This is a genomic window from Pseudomonas sp. 1 (genome assembly GCF_056626735.1).
In genome coordinates, this window is record NZ_JBWXMQ010000012.1 from 89,267 (window position 1) to 108,694 (window position 19,428).

A 19,428-nucleotide genomic window follows, 5' to 3' on the forward strand; every position below is an offset into this window, starting at 1 on the left:
CCGGACTGTTCCGACGCTGCGCATCGTTATATTCTGGCATCAACCTACGAAGGGATTTCGCCGTGCGCTGGCTCAGGATTGCCATAGGCTTCACTGTCACGCTGTTGACCATGCTCTGCATGCTGCCGGCCCAGGCCGCGCAAGGCAGTGGCTGGTCGGTATTGCTTGACGATCAGGGCAACCTCCAACTGAGCGATATCCGCTCCGCCCGCTACACCAATCAATTCAGTCCTATCGAGCTTGACCGCCTGACCGCGGCCGAACCCGATGGCGCCTTGTGGCTGCGCTTCAGACTGGCGCCCGGCAAGCACGAACAAGTGCTGCGGATCTTCGCCCCCGACCTGTCGCACCTCAATCTGTATGTCCTCGACGGCGACCGCCTGATCGAACAGCGCGACACCGGCACCACCCAGCCCCAGGTGGAGCGACCGCTGCCGAGCAGCGACTTCATGCTGCCGTTGCCGCAGAGCGACAAACCCCTCGACGTTTACCTGCGACTGGTTTCCGATCACCAGTTGCGCCCGTACATCACCCTGCAGTCGGCGGTGATGGCCGCGGCCAATCACAATCAGACGCTGATCTACGGCCTGCTCTTCGGCTGTCTGGCGATGCTGATCCTGCACAACCTGATCCGCTACGCCTATACCCGCTCGCGCAGCAGCCTGTGGCTCGCGGTGTGTGAGGGCCTGTTGAGCCTGAGCCTGTTGCTGTTGCTCAACCTCCTCGGTCCGTGGCTGCCGAACTGGCACGCAATCCAGACTCCCGGTGCCTACCTGGCCTTGCTGCTGACCGCACCTGCGGGCCTGATGTTCGCCTACCGTTTCTTCGCTCCGCTCGGCCCGCATCCGCTGAACAAGCTGTTGATCGGCGACATCCTGTTCATCGTGATCTGCAGCCTGCTGCTGTTGTTCGTCAACACCCTGCCGCTGAACATCATCACCTACGCGCTGGTGGCCCTGGCCGGGCTGAGCATGTTGCTGGTGGGTTTCTATCACTGGCAGAAAGGCTACCGCCCTGCCCGGTTGTTCGTTGCCGCGATGGTGGTGTTCAACATCGGCACGTTGATCATCCTTCCGGCCTTGCTGGGGCTGACCCTGGTGGCGCCGCAGGGCTTGATCATGGTCCTGACGGGGTTTATCTGCATCAGTGGCCTGTTGATGAGCATCGCCCTCGGCGAGCGTCAGCGCAGCATCACCGAAAGCCGTTTCAGCATCAGCCGCGACCTCGCCGCGAGCAACGCCGAGATCAATGCCAAGGCCGAATTCCTGGCCAAGATCAGCCACGAAATCCGCACGCCGATGAATGGCGTACTGGGCATGACCGAGCTGCTGCTCGGCACGCCGCTGTCGGTCAAACAACGCGACTACGTGCAGACCATCCACAGCGCCGGCAACGAACTGCTGACCCTGATCAACGAGATCCTCGACATCTCGCGGCTCGAGTCCGGGCAGATCGAACTGGACGACGTGCAGTTCGACCTCAACGCGCTGATCGACGATTGCCTGAGCATCTACCGCGCCAAGGCCGAGCAACAGAACGTCGAACTGATCAGCTTCATCCAGCCGCAAGTGCCACGGGTCATCAGCGGCGACCCGACGCGTCTGCGCCAGACGTTGCTGAGCCTGCTGGAAAACGCCCTGAAGAAAACCGAAGAAGGCGAAGTGCTGGTGGTGGTCGCCCTCGACGAACGCAGCACCGGGCCACGTCTGCGCATTGCCGTTCAGGACAGCGGCCAGCCCATGGATCAGGAAGAGCGCGACGCACTGATGCATGCCGAGCTGCACAGCAAGCACTTCCTGTCGGCCAACCGCCTGGGCGGCAATCTTGGGCTGGTGATCGCCCGCCAATTGATCCGTTTGATGCAGGGCGAATTCGGCATCAAGAGCGGCGCCAACCAGGGCAGTACGCTGTGGCTGACCCTGCCGCTGGACCCTGATCGCCTGGAGCACCCGACCTCGGACCTCGACAGCCCGCTGCAAGGCGCGCGCGTGCTGGTGGTCGACGACAACGACACCTGCCGCAAGGTGCTGGTGCAGCAATGCAGCGCCTGGGGCCTGAACGTCAGCGCCGTGCCGTCGGGCAAGGAAGCATTGGCCTTGCTGCGCACCAAGGCGCACCTTCGTGATTACTTCGACGTGGTCCTGCTGGACCAGAACATGCCCGGCATGACCGGTATGCAACTGGCGGCCAAGATCAAGGAAGACCCGAGCCTGAACCACGACATCCTGCTGATCATGCTCACCGGCATCAGCAATGCGCCGAGCAAGATCATCGCACGCAACTCGGGGATCAAGCGCATCCTGGCCAAACCGGTGGCCGGCTACACCCTCAAGACCACGCTGGCCGACGAACTGAACCAGCGCAACCGTGGCCAGGTTGTGTTTCAGCCGCAGCCGGCCAGTCCCGCAGCGCCGGTCAAGGTGCCAAGCGATTTCCGCATTCTGGTGGCCGAAGACAACACGATTTCGACCAAGGTCATCCGCGGCATGCTCGGCAAACTCAACCTGCAGCCCGACACCGCCAGCAATGGCGAAGAGGCCTTGCAGGCGATGAAAGCCCAGCGCTACGACCTGGTATTGATGGACTGCGAAATGCCGATCCTCGACGGATTCTCCGCCACCCAGCAACTGCGGGCCTGGGAAGTCGGCAATCAGCGCACCCGTACGCCGATCGTCGCGCTGACCGCGCACATCCTCGCCGAACACAAGGAACGTGCGCGTCAGGCCGGGATGGACGGGCACATGGCCAAACCGGTGGAGCTGTCGCAACTGCGCGAGCTGATCGAGCACTGGGTGGCCCAGCGTGATCAACAGAACCGCGCAACAACCCAACCGTCGTAAGCCGACAGACCCGATAGCGCCTGATAGACTGCCCACGACTTTCCCGCCAGCGAGCCCGCGCCATGCTCCACGTGTTATTCAGCGTTTACCTGAAGATGCTGGTGCTCTACAGCCCGTTCTTCGTGTTGTCCTGCTTTATCAGCCTGACCCGCGGTTATTCGCGCAAGGAACAACGTCGCCTGGCGTGGAAAGTGGCGATTGCCACACTGGTATCCAGCGTCCTGCTTTATCTGTTCGGCCGAGTGATTTTCGACGTATTCGGCATTACCGTGGACGCATTCCGTATCGGTGCCGGCAGCGTGCTGTTCATCTCAGCGCTGGGGATGGCCCAGGGCAAGTCTGCGGTACAAGCCGATAACGTGCAGCAGGACGTAACCATAGTCCCGCTGACCATCCCCCTGACGGTTGGCCCCGGGACCATCGGTGCACTCCTGGTGATGGGCGTGAGCCAGCCCCATTGGGACGACAAGCTCACAGCGATCCTCAGTATCGCGCTGGCCAGCTTCACGGTGGGCGTAGTGCTGTACCTGTCGAACCGCATCGAGCGGATCCTAGGAGACCAGGGTTTGCAGATTGTCAGCCGACTGATGGGGTTGTTTGTCTGTGCCTTGGCGGCCCAGATCATATTTACCGGCATCAAGGGCTATCTGGTGCCCTGAATCTGGCGTCGTGCAAAATCCAGACAACCAGACCATTCGGATAAAACGAAAAAGTCGTGAACTTGCCGTTCACGACTACGTGCCCGCACCTGACCTGTTTTCACACTGGACCCGAAAACACGCCGATTTCGATGTACGCGGGTTGCGGCTCCTGGGCCAGCCATTCGATCGTGTCTTGCCGGAATGCTTCAAACTGATCCTGATTGAAACGCGCCGCATAAGTAAGACGAGTAGCTCGTCGACCAGAATCCGGCGACACCTTCCCTTTTCCGGATTGTTCCGAAGTGTTGAACGACACGGAAACGATGCTAAGAATCCCATCGTCTTCAACGATCCCGACCATTGCCCTGAGCCACGACGTCTGAGCGTCACTCACCAGGCAATGCTGGCTAAATCGCTCGGGCAATTCACCACTTCTGGTGACTGAAGCCAGCGCCTCCAATGCAGCCGAGATCACCGCAGCCTGGTGACCAGGCAATCGCAATTCAGCCACATGCCCGATAGCGGCCCTTGCTGAAAGAAATTGCCCTTTGATCAATGGCACCTGATCCATCTCATGAGCAAACAGACTCCAGCCACAGGAAGTCAGCATGTCTGAGTGGGTACCAAACCATTGTTCGTCGTTCAGCTCTCCCGGAAAATCCTCGTCCGCCGCCAGCGTGGCGAAAGCTACCGTATCCAGCACATCTTTTTTAATGGCGGGGGACAGCGCCTGCGATACAGCCAGAACGACACCCGCGTTTACATATAACGAGTAAGTCATCTGTTTAACTCCGCAACAAGGCTGGCGATCACATTCGCCAGCCTTCGCAACCATTGGTTATTTTTTCTTGCGTCGTTCAAAACGCTTGCTCAGTGCCGCCTTGAAGTGCTCGCCCAGGTACTCCTCCAGGTCAGCCTTCAATTCCGAATAACGCAGAGGATTGAAGGTGAGATAGGCACTGCCGCGAAAGATTCTCCGCCCAGAGGTTTTCCAGTTGAAAAACAGCGGCGAAGTTTCACTTTCACTTCCTGAGCTATCTATCGACGACAGGGAAGTCAGAATAATACCGTTCGCCAGTTGGTCGCACGGCAAGACCGCCATTCTGACGCCTTTGTCTTTGGTCACTTCGCGATTATAAAGATTGATAGCCTCGGGCTCTTTCTTCAAGGAGTCGAGTGTTGTATCAACGATTGCGGAAAGGGCTGTAGCACCTGGAATTGCAGCTTTCGCAGCCGCAATACCGGACTTAACGATATCCACTACGACGTTATCCATCGTCAGTGTCGCAGCGTTCTTTTCATAAACCGTGTAGCCGGAATCCGCAACGAAACACCCCAGGTCATCCATACACTGCAAGAATGCGTGGTACCACTGTTCCGGATTATTCCCAGGCACCTCGAAATTCGCTTCGAGTTTGGCGAACTTGATCAGATTCTCGATAATTGCCATGTTCTCAAGGGTAATATTTTCGCCATAACCCACCAGCGCGTTCGCCAGAACAACTGCATCAAGCTCCTTGGTCGGACTGGTCGGATCAACCGTGAAAAAGGCCTTGGCACGCGCAGTGCCCATGACTTCAGCACCCAACTCCAGACGCTTGGCGATACGTGCCTTTACCAACGACACACATTGTTCGCTGTTTTTTGTATTTTCCATCACAACTCCAACTCCATAAACCAGTAATGTTTTTTTGCGCTCACTGTTCAAGCGCAAACAAAACTAACTGACGAACAACCAAACGAACACCCTCAACTTAATTCAACATATTAACTTTCACGCGCCACTCTAAAAAACCAAAATACTTACAAATACTGCATTTCAAACACCGCCCGGAGCTTGCAAGATACACCGCACATTGAAAATGCCATTTGACAACCGAGAACACGATGAACAATGAGACTCCAATTGGCGCACTCACTCAACACAACATTATTTCCTGCATCGACAACTTGTCGCTTCAAGACTATAACGACCTGACTGACTGTACCCGCGTCGCCACCCGTTCAGCCGACATGGCCCACAACCGCTATTCCGATTCTGAAGTCTGGCTGGAAGAATATTTACGCACGTTAATGTATCTGGGCTGGAAGCTTCATCAGGGTACTGTCACGACCAGAACAACGACAGTGCTTGATGGAAGCATCGCCGACTTTCTGGTACTCAGCGCAGAGAAAATGAATGATGTCCGTCAGGCCAGCGCGATGATGGACACTCTGGATGCCCTGAAACCCGACAAACCCGCATTACTTTCGCTCGATAACGAGAGCCATAGAGGCCGGCGCTTTCAAGTTGCACCCACTCGGTATGACTCAAACGGCGACCTGCACCTGGCCATTTTCAATATTGAGCTGGTTGCCAGCGTCGAGCAGAACAGTTTCCTGTTTTGGTCCTGGAGCAAAAATTCTGCAAAGCTCATTCAGCGCAGTGCGTTTCTTAAACTCAATCGAAGCGAACTCAACGCACAAAGAAGGCAAATGGAAGCCGCACTTTCAAAGATTACCGCGAGCCGTTTTGCATTGAGGAAATCGCAGCAATAAACCTGCAGGCAATAACCGACAAGGCCGCGAATATTCAATTCGCGGCCTTGTCGGTTATTGCCTGGCGTTCCCTGGAAGCCAGGGGCATCAGCCTGCCGGCTTTTCCCCGTACCAGCGCGGCGTATACACCCACTCCCGGCCGTCGGCACGCGGGAAGGTGCAAGTGGTGGATGAGCCGATCAACACCATGGTGCGCATGTCCACCTGATCCGGGGTCAGGGCTCCCAATGTTGTCACCCGCAGTGTCTGCCCTGGCCGGCCGATATCGCGCCCCAATACCACCGGCGTTTCCGGCGTGCGGTGTTGCGCGACGATTTCCAGCGCTCGCCCCAGTTGCCACGGACGGGCACGGGAAATCGGGTTGTAGAACGCCAATGCCAGATCGGCCTCGGCAGCGAGATCCAGACGTTTTTCGATGATCGACCACGGCTTGAGGTTGTCCGACAGCGACATCACGCAGAAATCGTGACCCAGCGGTGCACCCGCCTGAGCAGCGGTGGCGAGTGACGCGGAAACACCCGGCAGGATCTCCAGGTCGACGCTGTGCCATGCCGGATCCGTCGACTCGTGCAACGCTTCGAGTACCGCCGCCGCCATGGCGAACACGCCCGGATCACCCGATGAAACGACAATCACCGAACGGCCCTCGGCGGCCAGCCTGAAGGCATGACGGGCACGCTGCATTTCTTCGCGGTTATCGGTGCAATGCTGCACCTGATCATCGCGGAACGGGCCGGCCATGCGCACGTAGGTTTCGTAGCCGAGCACGTCGGTGGCGCGTGCCAGTTCGGCTTTCACCGCCGGCACCATCAGCTCTGCCGCACCCGGACCGAGGCCGATGACCGCCAGACGACCGCGCGGGCGCCCGATCCGCGAAACGTCCAGCGGCTGTCCGGCCACGGCGATGGCAAGGTCTTGGGATGTCGTGATGATTCGAGCGTCGGGGACGGCGTCGCGAGCCAGCTCACCGATGTCACTGGCCGGCGCGACAAAGCGCAACGGCACCGCCAGTTCAAGCGCTGCCTCACGCAAGACCGGGCTGGCCATCTGAACATCAACCGCCACCAGACAGGCCAGCGATTGAATCGCCACACCGGCATGCTGCAACGCCTCGCGAATTGCGTGCGGCAGATCGGTCACTTCTGAACCGACCACCACCGCTACGCTGCGCGGATAAATCAGCAACTCACTGGCGCTCGCCGCGCGGGCATCGCTGCCCACATGAATCGAGCGCTGCGCGTGTGGATCCTCCGGCAGCTGCGCCTGCTCAAGCCACGGCGCCTCGCCATCAATGCGCACGCTGTGGCCGGCGAGCAAGTCGGAGACAAAGCGCTTGCCCTGCTCCAGATCGCCAAGCGCGTAACCGCCCGGCGGGTTGAGCAGACAGGTGCCGAAACGCAACTCGCCGCTGGTGGTGATCGCCGCAGCGACTTCAAGCGCTGCTGCAATCTCGCGGGCCATGACATTCACCCCGCCGAGGCCGCCGAGCAACGGCACCACGGCGCTGCCGTCTTCAGCCACGGCGAGCACTGGTGGCTCGACGCCTTTCTCCAGCAACAGCGGCGCCAGGGTGCGGATGACAATGCCGGCCGCGCACAAGGCAATGATCGGCGTGTCCTGTTGATACAGCTCACGCAGGGTCGCACCGAATTCGCTGTAGGTCAGGTCGGCGCCTTCGACGCGCCCTTTCAGTCCATGAATCTGTGCAGCCGGATAGACCTGCTGCAGGCGACGGGCCGTGGCCAGCGCGCCCTGGCCGAGAATGACGATGGCCGGTGTGGAATGGGTCATCAGCCTTGCCACCGTTCGCCGGGAACAATGATCAGCGAGAAGTACGGCGACGACATCGGCTCGACCTCATCCAGCGGCACGATCTTCTGGTTGGCCATGGTCGCGCGCTCGACGTACAGCGCACGCCCGGCCAGGCCCAACTCGCCCAACACCTCACGCACTTTTGGAAAGTTGCGTCCCAGCTTCATGATCACCGCCGCGTCGGCATCGGCCAGGCGACGCTTGAGCTCGTCATGAGGCAGCACGCCGGACAGCACCGACAGACTCTGATTGCGATACACCAGCGGCGCGCCCAGCACCGATGCGCCGCCGAGCATCGAGCAGACGCCCGGCACCACTTCGGCTTCGTAACGGCTGGCAAGACGATCGTGCAGGTACATGTAGGAGCCGTAGAAGAACGGATCACCTTCGCAGATCACCGCCACATCGCGACCGGCATCCAGGTGCGCGGCCACTTCCTCTGCCGCGTCATCGTAGAAATCACTGATCACCTGCTCGTAGGACAGTGGCGCCGGCAGCACTTCGGTGGTCACCGGGTACACCAGCGGCAGCAGGTTCTGCGCGTCCTGCAGGTGCGCTTCGATAATGCCGAATGCGTTGCCCTTCTTGCCCTTGGCCACGAAGTACGCCACCACCGGCGATTCGCGCAGCAGGCGCAGGGCCTTGACGGTAATCAGTTCAGGATCACCGGGGCCGACGCCCAGACCAATCAAACGTCCTTGAGCCTGCATCATTCGACCTCCGTGGCGAGGGCATTGACCGCAGCGGCGGCCATGGCGCTACCGCCAAGGCGGCCCTGCATGATCACGAACGGCACGCCACGGCTGTTGGCGGCCAGCTCGGCCTTGGATTCGGCAGCGCCGACGAAGCCGACCGGGAAGCCGAGGATCAGCGCCGGTTTCGGCGCGCCGGCGTCGAGCATTTCCAGCAGATAGAACAGCGCAGTCGGCGCATTGCCGATCACCACCACGCTGCCCGCCAGATGGGGACGCCACAGTTCCAGAGCGGCAGCGGAGCGAGTATTGCCCAGCTCACGCGCCAGCTCCGGCACGCTGTCGTCGCGCAGGGTGCAGATCACTTCGTTGTTGGCCGGCAGGCGCGCACGGGTCACGCCCTCGGAGACCATCCGCGCATCGCACAGGATCGGCGCGCCAGCGGCCAGCGCATCACGCCCCGCCTTGCCGGCTCCTTCGGAAAATTGCAGCCCGTCGATGGCCTCGACCATGCCGCAGGCGTGGATCACCCGCACCGCAAGTTTTTCCAGGTCGGCCGGGATGCGCGCGAGGTTGGCCTCGCGGCGAATGATCGCGAAGGAATTGCGATAGATCTCCTGACCGTCGCGGATGTAATCAAGCATCAAGGGGGCTCCGTGAGCGGGCGGCGAGCAGGGTCGCGGCCGCTTCGATAGTAAGGTTGTGAGCGTGCAGCGCGCCGAAACCCGGCAGCGCTGCATCGCGGAAATAGAGATCGTAGTGACCGGGGCCGACCGCCAGCAGCGTGACCGGGGCACGGTGTGCAGCAGCGCAGGAGCGCGGGCAGCCGGACAGGTGCACATCCACGGCATGTGGCAACAGCGCAGCCAGCAGGCGGGCATCGTGCTTGGTGTCGGCCAGGCCTTTGCCGCAGCCGTTGGCGCCGGTGCAGGCGATCAGGTGCGACAGCGGGTCTTCGACATGGGTCAGCAGGTTCAGCCTGGCCAATTTGTCGAGCACTTGAGCCGCATCGGTTTCCCGCACATCGGGCAGCAACAGACTCTGCCAAGAGGTGAAACGCAAGCTGCCATCGCCGAAGTTTCTGGCCAGTTGCGCAGCGCCACGCAGCATGTCCGGATCGAGCCGGCCGAGTGCCGGAGCAGCACCGACATACACCTGACCGGCCGAGGGTTGAGGATGAATGCCGAGGTGCAAACCTTCGGGTCCGGCTTCGCGCTGCCAATCTGTGGCGGCTTGCAGTTTGATCCGTTGACCGAGTTTTTCGAGGAACACCGGCGCCGCGCATTCATCCAGCAGATGACGCATTCGCGTCTGCTCCGGCCGGGCCAGATCGAGGAACAGCTCCAGCACCGCAACCACCAGCGCATGCCCATCCGCCAGCGCCACGGCAGCCAGCGGCCGGTCCGTCGGACAACCCGCCAGACCGAACGCCAACAGCGTGTCTTCACCGCTTTTGAATGCCGACAGCCACAAGTCATGGGGATGTTCGAGCATCGCCAGCGCTTCACCGCCGTCCAGTTGCACGGCGAACTTGGCGCTCAGTTCATGGAAGCGCGGATGGCTTTGCAAAGTCTCGAGGATCTGCCCGGCCAATGGACGGGTATCGAAGCGCATCTGCCGGTCGATGCCGGCCGCCGGGCTGAGCATCAGGTTGCGAACATCGTCGCCCGCCGCGGTTCGTGGCCCGAGACCGGCGGCCAGCAGGCTGTCGATCAGCGCGGCGGACTGATCGCCGATGCCACGAATCTGCAGATTGCCCCGGTTGGTCGCTTCGATAGCCCCGCCGGCGAATCGCTCGGCGGTGTTGGCCACCGCATCGGCCTGATCGGCCGTGATCGACCCGCCATCGAGCTTGATCCGGCAGATCCCGCCATCCAGCGCCTGGACGATACGCAGCAACCCCGGACAGGCCGAGGGGCGTATGGCGTTGGACATCGGGCGTTCGTTCAAGGGCTGGCAGCTCTGTGGGAAAGGCGCTTCGCGGACGAAGGCGCGGTATTATGCCTGCTTTGTCCGACGGCATGAAAAGTCTGCCCGTCGGAACGGCGCGTTTGCGGACACTTTTTTGAGGGGCTACAGATGTCACCCTGGCTGACAGTAGTAGGAATCGGTGAAGACGGCTTCAAGGGCCTGGGCAAGAATGCCCGGCGCGCCCTGATGGGCGCTTCGCGGATCATCGGCGGTCAGCGTCAGCTGGATCTGTTGCCGGTGTGCATCCGTGGCGAGCGCCAGTTGTGGCCGAGCCCGTTTTCCCTGGCCCCGGTGCTTGAGCGCCGTGGCGAAGCGGTGTGCGTGCTGGCCAGCGGAGATCCGATGTTCTACGGCGTTGGCGCGAGTCTGGCGCGGCAGGTGCCGGGGGCCGAGATGCTGGTCCTGCCGGCGCCGTCGTCCTGCTCGCTGGCAGCAGCCCGACTGGGCTGGCCGTTGCAGGACGTCAGCGTGCTGTCGCTGGTGGCTCGCCCGCTGGCGGCTCTCAATGCACAACTGTTCGGCGGCGTGCGCCTGTTGCTGCTGAGCAATGACGGCCAAAGCCCGGCAGCGGTTGCGGCATTGCTGCGCGAACGTGGATTCGGCGCCAGTCGCCTTAGTGTGCTGGAACATCTGGGCGGCAACGCCGAACGCCGGATCGACGGCACCGCCAACGACTGGAACGATCCGCGCGTTGCCGACCTCAACGTGATCGCCATCGAATGCCTGGCCGATCCGCAGACACCTCGCCTGTCCCGCCTGGCCGGCCTGCCGGACTCCGCCTTTCGGCATGACGGCCAACTGACCAAACGCGACGTGCGCGCAATCACCCTCGCTCGCCTCGCCCCGACACCGGGCGATTTGCTGTGGGACGTCGGCGCCGGTAGCGGCTCGATCGGTATCGAGTGGATGCGCGCTCACCCGAGTTGCCGTGCGCTGGCCATCGAGGCCGATGACGGTCGCCAGCAGCTGATCGAACACAACCGCGATGCGCTGGGGGTTCCCGGCCTGCAACTGATTCGCGGCAGTGCTCCTCAGGCCCTCGCAGGACTGGAGCGTCCGGACGCGATTTTCATTGGCGGCGGTGTCACCCGCGAAGGCGTGCTCGACACCTGCTGGGAACAACTCAAACCTGGCGGCCGACTGGTCGCCAACGCCGTGACCCTGCAAAGCGAAATGACTTTGATGAACTGGCGCGAACGCCATGGCGGTGAGTTGACCCGCATCCACATTGCCCAGGCGCAGCCGCTGGGCGAGTTCGACACCTGGCGCCAGGCGTTGCCGATCACCCTGCTCGATCTGGTCAAGCCCTTCGATGCGTGACGAAACCGCCGAGCAACCCGCGCCCCTGCGCAGCGGCCTGACCACCGGCAGCTGCGCCACGGCCACCAGCCTCGCCGCGGCTCGCCTGCTGCTCGGCGGCCCATCGGCCGACGCCGTGCAGATCGTGTTGCCCAAGGGCAAGCAGGTGCAGATGCGCCTGGAGTTCTGCCGGCTGACCGAAAACGGCGCTGAAGCCGGAACCCTCAAGGATGCCGGTGACGACCCGGACGTGACGCACGGCGCCCTGCTTTACTCCCGCGTGCAACTGACAGCCGAGCCGGGAATCCGCTTCATTGCCGGCAAAGGCGTCGGCACCGTGACTCGCCCGGGGCTGGTGCTGGCCGTCGGCGAACCGGCGATCAACCCGGTTCCGCGCAAGATGATCAGCGATCACCTGACCCTGCTCGCCGAAGAAACCGGCTATCGCGGCGGCTTCGAGGTAACGGTCAACGTCGAGGGCGGCGAAGCCCTGGCGCTGAAAACCATGAACCCGCGCCTGGGCATTCTCGGTGGCCTGTCGATCCTCGGCACCAGCGGCATCGTCCGGCCGTTTTCCTGCGCGGCCTACATCGCCTCGATTCATCAAGGCATCGACGTCGCGAAAACCAACGGCTACCTGCACATCGCCGCCTGCACCGGCAACGCCAGCGAAGACACCATGCGCCGGGTTTACGACCTGCCGGAAATCGCCCTGATCGAAATGGGCGACTTCGTCGGCGCCGTGCTCAAGCATCTGCGCAAAGTGCCTGTGGATAAACTCAGCCTGTGCGGCGGCTTCGGCAAGATCAGCAAACTGGCGGCCGGGCACATGGACCTGCACTCGCGTCATTCGAGCATCGACCTGCCGCAACTGGCCGAGTGGGCGGCGGCGATTGGCGCTGACGATGCGTTGCAGCAAGCCATTCGCGGGGCGAACACCAGCCAGCAGGCGTTGGCGATGGCCAGTGCGGCGGGTGTTGCGCTGGGTGATGAGGTCTGCCGCCATGCTCTTGAATTTGCCCGCAGCGTGGTGCCGGCGCAGGTTCAGGTCGAAGTGTTTGCGATCGATCGTCAGGGCGGCATCGTCGGCCATGCGGGGGCTTTTGTATGAAACGGATTCTGTTGCTGGGCGGCGTGACTGAAGCGTTAGCCATCGCGCGCACCTTGGGGCCGGAACACATTTACAGCCTGGCCGGGGTGGGCCGGGTGCCGACCGATCTGACGTGTCAGGTGCGCGTCGGCGGCTACGGCGCAGCGGAAGGTCTGGCGCAGTTCATTCGCGACGAAGGCATCACGCTTTTGCTCGACGCCACCCATCCGTACGCCGCGCAAATCAGCCACAACGCCGCCACCGCTGCGCAACTCACCGGCATTCCCTGCTGGGCCCTGCGCCGCCCGGCGTGGCGACCACAGCCGGGCGATGACTGGCGCGAAGTTGCCGACTGGGCGGAACTGATCACCGCTCTCGCGCCGTTCCATCGCCCGCTGTTCACCCTTGGCCGCGAACCGCTGCAACACCTCGACGAAATCCCTGCGCACCAGTTCTGGACTCTTCGCGCCCTCGACGTCTACCCCGGCAACGAACGCTGCGAAGTCATCGGCGCCCGTGGACCGTTTCTGCTGGAGGATGAACGGGCGCTGTTCGAACGCCGGCAGATCGACGTGCTGATCAGCAAGAACAGCGGCAGCACCGCGACCGAGCCGAAACTGGACGTGGCGCGGGAGCTCGGGGTGCCGGTGATGGTGTTGAAGCGGCCGGAGTTGGCGGGGGTTGATCGGGAATTTGCGACGGTGGATGAAGCCATCAGCGCACTCACCATCAACTTACAGCCCTGAGCCTTTTGCGCTCTTGAGTACGCCTTCGCGGGCAAGCCCGCTCCCACAGTGGTTAACGCCGATCACAAAACTGATGTCCAACGCTAATCCTGTAGGAGCGGGCTTGCCCGCGATGGCGCCGGCTCTCACAGCGAAAAACTTGAGTCCTACCAGTCAATCGGACGCTACGCACAACAACTTAAAGCCCGACTGACTACCTGCAGCAGTCTCCCGAGCATACGTTTTGCAATATCAACCTGCCTCGGGACGCACTCGCTTCGACGCTGCAGAGTTTCTTAAAACACCCGAGGAAATGGCGGCTTACCTGAACGCTTGTTTTGACGAAGATGCTGGCGATGGCGTTCTTATCCGTGCAGCACTTAATGACATCGCCCGCGCCCAAGGCATGACCCAGGTTGCACGAGATGCAGGCTTGGGTCGCGAAAGCCTTTATAAAGCGCTGAGCAGCACTGGAAATCCGGAATTCGCGACTATCATGAAAGTCATGAAGGCACTGGGTTTGCGGTTGCATGCCGTAGCAGGCTGAATCCTCTGCGACACCAAACCGCACGACGCTTTTTTACTTATCGGCCCTGATCAGGCTAAATAGCCGCGCCTGATCGCCCACCCTACGGATCTGTCCCATGAACCGACACCGGCTCGCATTTGCCTGGATCGCCTGCTTTGCAGTGCTGTTCAACATGCTCGCCATGCCGTTGACGGGAGCGATGGCGCAGGCGGCGCAGACGCCGGCCGAGCAGTTGCTGTGGAGCAGTTTCTGCACCGGCAGCGGGACGAAGATGGTGGCGATCGACATCGGTAGCCTTGATCAGAAAGCGCCGCAGAGCGGTGACAGTCATTCGACCATGCAGCATTGCTGGTGCTGTTCCGGATCGGCGCCGGTGGTGGCGTTGCCGGGGCATTCGCCGCAACTGTATTTCGCCCAATACGAAAGCAATCGCAGCGTGGCGCCCGCCTTGCTGCAAACTCCGACACCGCGCCAGCAATGGCCGAGCCTCAATCCCCGCGCGTCCCCTCTGGTTTGATTTGTTCCCGCATTTGACCTGCGTTTCAAATCGTTCTGGAGAACTGTCATGTTGAACAAATTCATCGTCATCGCTGCGCTGTTGCTGCCGGCGTGCTTCGCCCATGCCCACGAATACAAGGCCGGCGAGCTGGAAATCGTCCACCCGTGGTCGCAGGAACTGCCGCCGAACGCGCCGACCGTTGCCGCGTATTTCATCATTCACAACGCCGGCAAGACGGCTGACCGCCTGCTCAGCGTCGACTCGCCGATCGCCCCGACGGCCGAACTGCACGAGCACGTGATGCAGGGCGATCTGATGAAGATGCAACAGGTGCCGAACGTGGCCATCCCGGCCGGCGGAAACGTGACCTTCGCGCCGATGGCCTATCACGTGATGCTGATGAATCCGACCGACCGCAGCCTGCTGACCGACGGCAAGCGCTTCCCGCTGACGATGCACTTCGAGAAGGCCGGTGACGTGACCGTCGAAGTTGCCGTGCAGAAGAAGCCGCCGGAAGCCACGCAAGCTCACGCGCACGCCCAGTAACCGTTCCGGCAGGCTCCGCCCATGCGCCCCCTGAGCGCCAGGCCCTCCCTGCAACGTCGTCAGACTGAACACCTGACTCGCGGCAGCTGGATCGCCCTGTTCGCCATGTTGATGATCTTCATCGGCCCGCTGATTTCCCAGTCGATGCCGATGGATCAGCACGCCTCGACCTCCATGCCGATGAGCATGGACATGTCGATGGACATGCCGGGGATGGATCATTCCGGGCACGGTGCACAGCCCACCGCCGAACACTGTCCGCCACAATCCTCGCACCACGTGCTGTGGGAAAAATGCGGCTATTGCAGCCTGCTGTTCAATTGCCCGGCGCTGACTGGCGGCGGCAGCTTCGCCACTTTCAGCATTCCTCTCGTCAACACCTTCACCCCACCCTCCCCGCGTCTGGGCCATGCCCGGCAGACCTTCTTCCCCGGCGCCCGCACCCGCGCCCCGCCCGTCGCAGCGTAAACACCTGACTCTGATTGCACACGGTTGAGAAGACAGCTTCAGGCTGCCGGCCGTGTCGTTTACGACTGTTTGATGGAAATTGTCATGTCCAGGTTTTCTGCTGTCCCACGCTTGGGTTCTGCCCCGGCGTCCTTTGCCCTGAACGAGTCCCGTGTTCGTTTCAGGCACGCTGGCGCCGTCCTTTGCGGCGTCCTGCTGTCCCCGCTGGTCCATGCCGACGAACACGCCGGCCACGCTGACGAATTGAGCCCGACGGTGATCACCGCCATCGCCCCGAGCTCGCCGCTGACCATCGTCACCAACCCGAAAGACCCGCGCCAACCGGTGCCCGCCAGCGATGGCGGCGACTATCTGAAGACGATTCCCGGCTTCGCCCTGGTCCGCAACGGCGGTACCAACGGTGATCCGGTATTGCGCGGCATGTTCGGTTCGCGCCTGAACATTCTCACCAACGGCAGCATGATGCTCGGTGCCTGCCCCGGCCGGATGGACGCGCCGACCTCGTACATTTCACCCGAGACCTACGACAAGCTCACGGTGATCAAAGGCCCGCAAACCGTGCTCTACGGACCGGGCGCCTCGGCCGGCACGATCCTCTTCGACCGCGAGCCGGAAAGCTTCGGCGAACTCGGCACCCGCGTGAACGCCAGCGTACTGGCCGGCTCTCACGGACGCTTCGACAAAGTCGTCGATGCGGCAGCCGGCGGCTCGCTGGGCTATGTGCGGGTGATCGGCAACACCGCGCACTCCGACGATTACCGGGACGGCAACAACGACATCGTTGCCTCGCGCTATGACAAGTGGAACGGCGATGTAGCGGTGGGCTGGACCCCGGACGCCGACACCCTGATCGAACTGACCGCCGGCAAGGGCGACGGTGAAGCACGCTACGCCGGACGCGGCATGGACGGCTCGCAATTCCTGCGTGAAAGCCTCGGTCTGCGCGTCGAGAAATCCAACATCACCGACGTGCTGGAGAAGCTCGAAGCTCAGGTCTATTACAACTACGCCGACCACGTGATGGACAACTACACCCTGCGCACGCCGTCCGGCACCGGGATGATGGCAGGGCCCATGGCGTCCAACGTCGACCGCCGCACCCTCGGCGCGCGGATCAAGGCGACCTGGCGCTGGGCCGATATCCAGCTGATCACCGGCCTCGACGCGCAGACCAACGAACACCGTCAGCGCAGCGGCATGGGTATCGATACCTACAAGGATCAGCCGTTCACCAAGGACGCCGACTTCCACAACTACGGCGTGTTCAGCGAAATGACCTGGTACGCCGCCGACCGCGACCGGCTGATCACCGGCGCCCGGGTCGACCGCGCCTCGGCCAGGGATTTCCGGCAGACCACCGGCTCAGGAATGATGTCCCGGCCGAACCCGACCGCCGGCGATACCCGTGCCGACACCTTGCCGAGCGGCTTCATCCGTTACGAGCATGACCTCGCCGACAGCCCGACCACGCTCTACGCCGGTCTCGGCCACGCGCAACGGTTTCCGGATTACTGGGAGCTGTTTTCGCCCAAGTCCGGCCCGGCGGGTTCGGTCAATGCGTTCGATTCGATCAAGCCGGAAAAGACCACTCAGCTCGACTTCGGCGTGAACTACAAGAGTGCCGAACTCGAAGCCTGGGCCTCGGGCTACATCGGCCAGGTGCGCGACTACATCCTGTTCGACTACACCCCGGGGATGATGGGCATGAGCACTTCCCGCGCCGAGAACATCGACGCGCGGATCATGGGCGGTGAACTCGGTGCCGCTTACAAGCTCACCGACAACTGGAAAGCCGATGCGACCCTGGCCTACGCCTGGGGCAAGAACAGCAGCGACGGCAAGGCCCTGCCGCAGATGCCGCCGCTGGATGCCCGTTTCGGCCTGACCTACAGCGAAGATAACTGGAGCGCCGGCGCACTGTGGAGGGTGGTTGCCGCGCAAAACCGGATCGACCGGAACAAGGGCAACGTGGTCGGCAAGGATTACGACAAGAGTTCGGGCTTCGGCGTGTTCTCGCTCAACGGTGCCTACCGGATCAACAAGAACTGGAAGGTCAGTACCGGCGTCGACAACCTGTTCGGCAAGGCTTACGCCGAACACCTGAACCTGGCGGGCAACGCCGGGTTCGGCTACCCGGCCAACGACCCGCAAGCCATCAATGAACCGGGGCGCACGCTCTGGACCAAGGTGGACATGAGTTTCTAACCCTTCCCCCTGTGGGAGCGAGCTTGCTCGCGAAGGCGGTGTAACAGGCGGCATTTATGTTGGATGTGCCGCCCCCTTCGCGAGCAAGCTCGCTCCCACAAGGGTTGCAGAACAACTAGAAGATCCAAGCCAAGCGGAGCACTCGTGATGAAACAGCCCAAACCGAATTTCTACAACCTGGCCTGGCGTTGGCATTTTTATGCCGGATTGTTCGTCGCGCCATTCATGGTGATGCTGGCCCTGACCGGCATCATTTACCTGTTCAAGCCGCAGCTCGATTCGCTGATGTACAGCAGCCTGCTGAACGTCCCGGCCGGGCATCACACCGTGCCGGCCGATGACCTGCTGCAAAAGGTCAAAAGCGCTTATCCACAAGGCCAGGTCACCCAGTACCTGCCACCCGCGAACGCCGAACGCAGCGCGCAATTCGTGGTGAAGAATGCCGGCCATGAGCTGAACGTGTTCGTCGATCCGTACCACGGCGACATCCTCGGCGAGCAGGATGCCAGGCAGAACCTGCAAGCCATCGCACGGGCGATCCATGGCGAACTGATGATCGGCACCGTCGGTGACCGACTGATCGAAATGGCCGCCGGCTGGGGCGTGGTGCTGGTGGTGTCCGGGGTTTTCCTGTGGTGGCCGCGCGGTCAGGCCGCGGGGATTCTGTGGCCGCGCCTGAGCAGTCGCGGCCGCGTGCTGTGGCGTGACCTGCACGCGGTCACCGGTTTCTGGGGCGCGGCATTGCTGCTGGTGATGCTGCTCAGCGGCATGACCTGGACCGGCTTCTGGGGCAAGCAGTACGCGCAGGTGTGGAACGTGTTCCCGGCGGCGATGTGGGACAACGTGCCGACCTCCGACGTCGAGGCCGGCAGCCTCAACAACGCCGCCCGCCAGACTGTGCCTTGGGCGATGGAAAACACTCCGATGCCGATGTCGGGCGACCACGCCGAACACATGGCCCACGGCGGCATGCAACACGGGCCGGCCGCACCGACCATCCGCCTGCAGGACGTGCAGAACATCGCCGTTGAGCGCCAGGTCGAGCCGGGCTACAGCATCACCCTGCCGACCACTGCCACCGGCGTATTCACCATCGCCGTGTTCGCCGACGACCCACGCAACGACGCGACCCTGCACATCGATCAGTACACCGGCAAGGTTCTCGCCGATGTGCGCTTCGAGCAGTACGGCGCTGTTGCCCGCGCTACCGAGATCGGCGTGATGCTCCATGAAGGCAAGATGTTCGGCACCTTCAACCAGCTCATCGTGCTGCTGATCTGCCTGATGATCCTGCTCAGTGCCGTCAGCGGCGTGGTGATCTGGTGGAAGCGCCGGCCACAGGGCAAGTTCGGCGTGCCGCCGCTGCGCCACGATCTGCCGAAGTGGAAAACCGGGGTGGCGATCATGCTGGTGCTGGCGGTGGTGTTTCCGCTGGTGGGCGCTTCGCTGGTGGTGGTGTGGGTGCTGGATCGACTGCTGCTGTCGCGTCTGGGCCGACAAGCTGAATCTGCCTCAACTTCATCATGAGACTGGCGAGATGCAGGTTTCAGACAAGTCCTTAAACTGCCGGACC

General features: G+C 62.1%; 18 protein-coding genes. 12 read left to right on the plus strand and 6 right to left on the minus strand.

Annotated features, from left to right (window positions below; genetic code table 11):
* The first annotated feature begins 62 nt into the window (after window positions 1–62).
* Window positions 63–2,840, plus strand: a complete 2,778-nt coding sequence (locus tag AC1MDC_RS18915; protein ID WP_266202076.1) for a hybrid sensor histidine kinase/response regulator — start codon at window positions 63–65, stop codon at window positions 2,838–2,840.
* A 62-nt stretch (window positions 2,841–2,902) separates the two neighbouring features.
* Window positions 2,903–3,499, plus strand: coding sequence for a MarC family protein (locus AC1MDC_RS18920; protein WP_085700989.1), 597 nt, complete (start codon window positions 2,903–2,905; stop codon window positions 3,497–3,499).
* A gap of 100 nt (window positions 3,500–3,599) precedes the next feature.
* Here the strand turns inward: AC1MDC_RS18920 and AC1MDC_RS18925 are convergent, their stop codons facing one another.
* A complete protein-coding gene (locus AC1MDC_RS18925; protein ID WP_085703449.1) occupies window positions 3,600–4,262 on the minus strand; it encodes a hypothetical protein in 663 nt (220 codons plus the stop codon).
* 57 nt (window positions 4,263–4,319) lie between these two features.
* Window positions 4,320–5,138, minus strand: coding sequence for a hypothetical protein (locus AC1MDC_RS18930; RefSeq protein ID WP_480393487.1), 819 nt, complete (start codon window positions 5,136–5,138; stop codon window positions 4,320–4,322).
* Window positions 5,139–5,368: 230 nt separating this feature from the next.
* Between AC1MDC_RS18930 and AC1MDC_RS18935 the strand changes: the two genes are divergently transcribed.
* A complete protein-coding gene (locus tag AC1MDC_RS18935; RefSeq protein ID WP_085700992.1) occupies window positions 5,369–6,019 on the plus strand; it encodes a hypothetical protein in 651 nt (216 codons plus the stop codon).
* Between the two features lie 87 nt (window positions 6,020–6,106).
* On the opposite strand, the gene cobJ is transcribed toward AC1MDC_RS18935, so the two are convergent.
* Genes cobJ through cobG form a run of 4 tightly spaced genes read right to left on the minus strand, consistent with a single transcriptional unit; the run spans window position 6,107 to window position 10,458 of the window.
* The gene (gene cobJ / locus AC1MDC_RS18940) at window positions 6,107–7,810 is read right to left on the minus strand and encodes a precorrin-3B C(17)-methyltransferase (RefSeq protein ID WP_480393488.1); all 1,704 of its coding nucleotides are present in this window, start codon (window positions 7,808–7,810) and stop codon (window positions 6,107–6,109) included.
* Window positions 7,810–8,544, minus strand: a complete 735-nt coding sequence (locus AC1MDC_RS18945) for a precorrin-2 C(20)-methyltransferase (protein WP_371917944.1) — start codon at window positions 8,542–8,544, stop codon at window positions 7,810–7,812. The genes cobJ and AC1MDC_RS18945 overlap by 1 nt, the downstream gene beginning before the upstream one ends.
* On the minus strand, window positions 8,541–9,167 hold the full coding sequence (locus tag AC1MDC_RS18950) for a precorrin-8X methylmutase (RefSeq protein ID WP_085703445.1): 627 nt from the start codon (window positions 9,165–9,167) through the stop codon (window positions 8,541–8,543). The genes AC1MDC_RS18945 and AC1MDC_RS18950 overlap by 4 nt, the downstream gene beginning before the upstream one ends.
* The gene (gene cobG / locus AC1MDC_RS18955; protein WP_480393489.1) at window positions 9,160–10,458 is read right to left on the minus strand and encodes a precorrin-3B synthase; all 1,299 of its coding nucleotides are present in this window, start codon (window positions 10,456–10,458) and stop codon (window positions 9,160–9,162) included. The genes AC1MDC_RS18950 and cobG overlap by 8 nt, the downstream gene beginning before the upstream one ends.
* Before the next feature lie 144 nt (window positions 10,459–10,602).
* Here cobG and cbiE point away from each other — a divergent pair, with 144 nt between their 5' ends.
* From cbiE to AC1MDC_RS19000, 9 genes are all read left to right on the plus strand, one after another.
* Entirely contained in the window at window positions 10,603–11,814 is a 1,212-nt protein-coding gene (gene cbiE / locus AC1MDC_RS18960) for a precorrin-6y C5,15-methyltransferase (decarboxylating) subunit CbiE (RefSeq protein ID WP_480393490.1), read from the plus strand.
* Window positions 11,807–12,904 carry a cobalt-precorrin-5B (C(1))-methyltransferase gene (locus AC1MDC_RS18965; protein ID WP_085703442.1) on the plus strand — a complete coding sequence of 366 codons (1,098 nt, stop codon included), beginning with the start codon at window positions 11,807–11,809 and terminating at the stop codon, window positions 12,902–12,904. The genes cbiE and AC1MDC_RS18965 overlap by 8 nt, the downstream gene beginning before the upstream one ends.
* Window positions 12,901–13,629: a cobalt-precorrin-6A reductase gene (locus AC1MDC_RS18970; protein WP_480393491.1), complete on the plus strand. Its 729-nt coding sequence runs from the start codon at window positions 12,901–12,903 to the stop codon at window positions 13,627–13,629. Before AC1MDC_RS18965 ends, AC1MDC_RS18970 begins: the two co-directional genes overlap by 4 nt.
* A gap of 223 nt (window positions 13,630–13,852) precedes the next feature.
* Window positions 13,853–14,155: an addiction module antidote protein gene (locus tag AC1MDC_RS18975; RefSeq protein WP_227234306.1), complete on the plus strand. Its 303-nt coding sequence runs from the start codon at window positions 13,853–13,855 to the stop codon at window positions 14,153–14,155.
* A 97-nt stretch (window positions 14,156–14,252) separates the two neighbouring features.
* Window positions 14,253–14,654: a DUF2946 domain-containing protein gene (locus AC1MDC_RS18980; RefSeq protein ID WP_085701000.1), complete on the plus strand. Its 402-nt coding sequence runs from the start codon at window positions 14,253–14,255 to the stop codon at window positions 14,652–14,654.
* Between the two features lie 48 nt (window positions 14,655–14,702).
* A complete protein-coding gene (locus AC1MDC_RS18985; RefSeq protein ID WP_480393492.1) occupies window positions 14,703–15,182 on the plus strand; it encodes a copper chaperone PCu(A)C in 480 nt (159 codons plus the stop codon).
* A gap of 21 nt (window positions 15,183–15,203) precedes the next feature.
* Window positions 15,204–15,650 carry a DUF2946 domain-containing protein gene (locus tag AC1MDC_RS18990; RefSeq protein WP_480393493.1) on the plus strand — a complete coding sequence of 149 codons (447 nt, stop codon included), beginning with the start codon at window positions 15,204–15,206 and terminating at the stop codon, window positions 15,648–15,650.
* 84 nt (window positions 15,651–15,734) lie between these two features.
* Entirely contained in the window at window positions 15,735–17,855 is a 2,121-nt protein-coding gene (locus tag AC1MDC_RS18995; protein WP_480393494.1) for a TonB-dependent copper receptor, read from the plus strand.
* 147 nt (window positions 17,856–18,002) lie between these two features.
* Window positions 18,003–19,382, plus strand: coding sequence for a PepSY-associated TM helix domain-containing protein (locus tag AC1MDC_RS19000; RefSeq protein ID WP_266202078.1), 1,380 nt, complete (start codon window positions 18,003–18,005; stop codon window positions 19,380–19,382).
* The last annotated feature ends 46 nt before the right edge of the window (window positions 19,383–19,428 follow it).

Excerpts from the sequence above, each read along its gene's own strand:
- AC1MDC_RS18920 (WP_085700989.1), top strand. The coding sequence starts at position 2,903 with ATGCTCCACGTGTTATTCAGCGTTTACCTGAAGATGCTGGTGCTCTAC.
- AC1MDC_RS18925 (WP_085703449.1), bottom strand. The coding sequence starts at position 4,262 with ATGACTTACTCGTTATATGTAAACGCGGGTGTCGTTCTGGCTGTATCG.
- AC1MDC_RS18930 (WP_480393487.1), bottom strand. The coding sequence starts at position 5,138 with ATGGAAAATACAAAAAACAGCGAACAATGTGTGTCGTTGGTAAAGGCA.
- AC1MDC_RS18935 (WP_085700992.1), top strand. The coding sequence starts at position 5,369 with ATGAACAATGAGACTCCAATTGGCGCACTCACTCAACACAACATTATT.
- cobJ (WP_480393488.1), bottom strand. The coding sequence starts at position 7,810 with ATGACCCATTCCACACCGGCCATCGTCATTCTCGGCCAGGGCGCGCTG.
- AC1MDC_RS18945 (WP_371917944.1), bottom strand. The coding sequence starts at position 8,544 with ATGATGCAGGCTCAAGGACGTTTGATTGGTCTGGGCGTCGGCCCCGGT.
- AC1MDC_RS18950 (WP_085703445.1), bottom strand. The coding sequence starts at position 9,167 with ATGCTTGATTACATCCGCGACGGTCAGGAGATCTATCGCAATTCCTTC.
- cobG (WP_480393489.1), bottom strand. The coding sequence starts at position 10,458 with ATGTCCAACGCCATACGCCCCTCGGCCTGTCCGGGGTTGCTGCGTATC.
- cbiE (WP_480393490.1), top strand. The coding sequence starts at position 10,603 with ATGTCACCCTGGCTGACAGTAGTAGGAATCGGTGAAGACGGCTTCAAG.
- AC1MDC_RS18965 (WP_085703442.1), top strand. The coding sequence starts at position 11,807 with ATGCGTGACGAAACCGCCGAGCAACCCGCGCCCCTGCGCAGCGGCCTG.
- AC1MDC_RS18970 (WP_480393491.1), top strand. The coding sequence starts at position 12,901 with ATGAAACGGATTCTGTTGCTGGGCGGCGTGACTGAAGCGTTAGCCATC.
- AC1MDC_RS18980 (WP_085701000.1), top strand. The coding sequence starts at position 14,253 with ATGAACCGACACCGGCTCGCATTTGCCTGGATCGCCTGCTTTGCAGTG.
- AC1MDC_RS18985 (WP_480393492.1), top strand. The coding sequence starts at position 14,703 with ATGTTGAACAAATTCATCGTCATCGCTGCGCTGTTGCTGCCGGCGTGC.
- AC1MDC_RS18990 (WP_480393493.1), top strand. The coding sequence starts at position 15,204 with ATGCGCCCCCTGAGCGCCAGGCCCTCCCTGCAACGTCGTCAGACTGAA.
- AC1MDC_RS18995 (WP_480393494.1), top strand. The coding sequence starts at position 15,735 with ATGTCCAGGTTTTCTGCTGTCCCACGCTTGGGTTCTGCCCCGGCGTCC.
- AC1MDC_RS19000 (WP_266202078.1), top strand. The coding sequence starts at position 18,003 with ATGAAACAGCCCAAACCGAATTTCTACAACCTGGCCTGGCGTTGGCAT.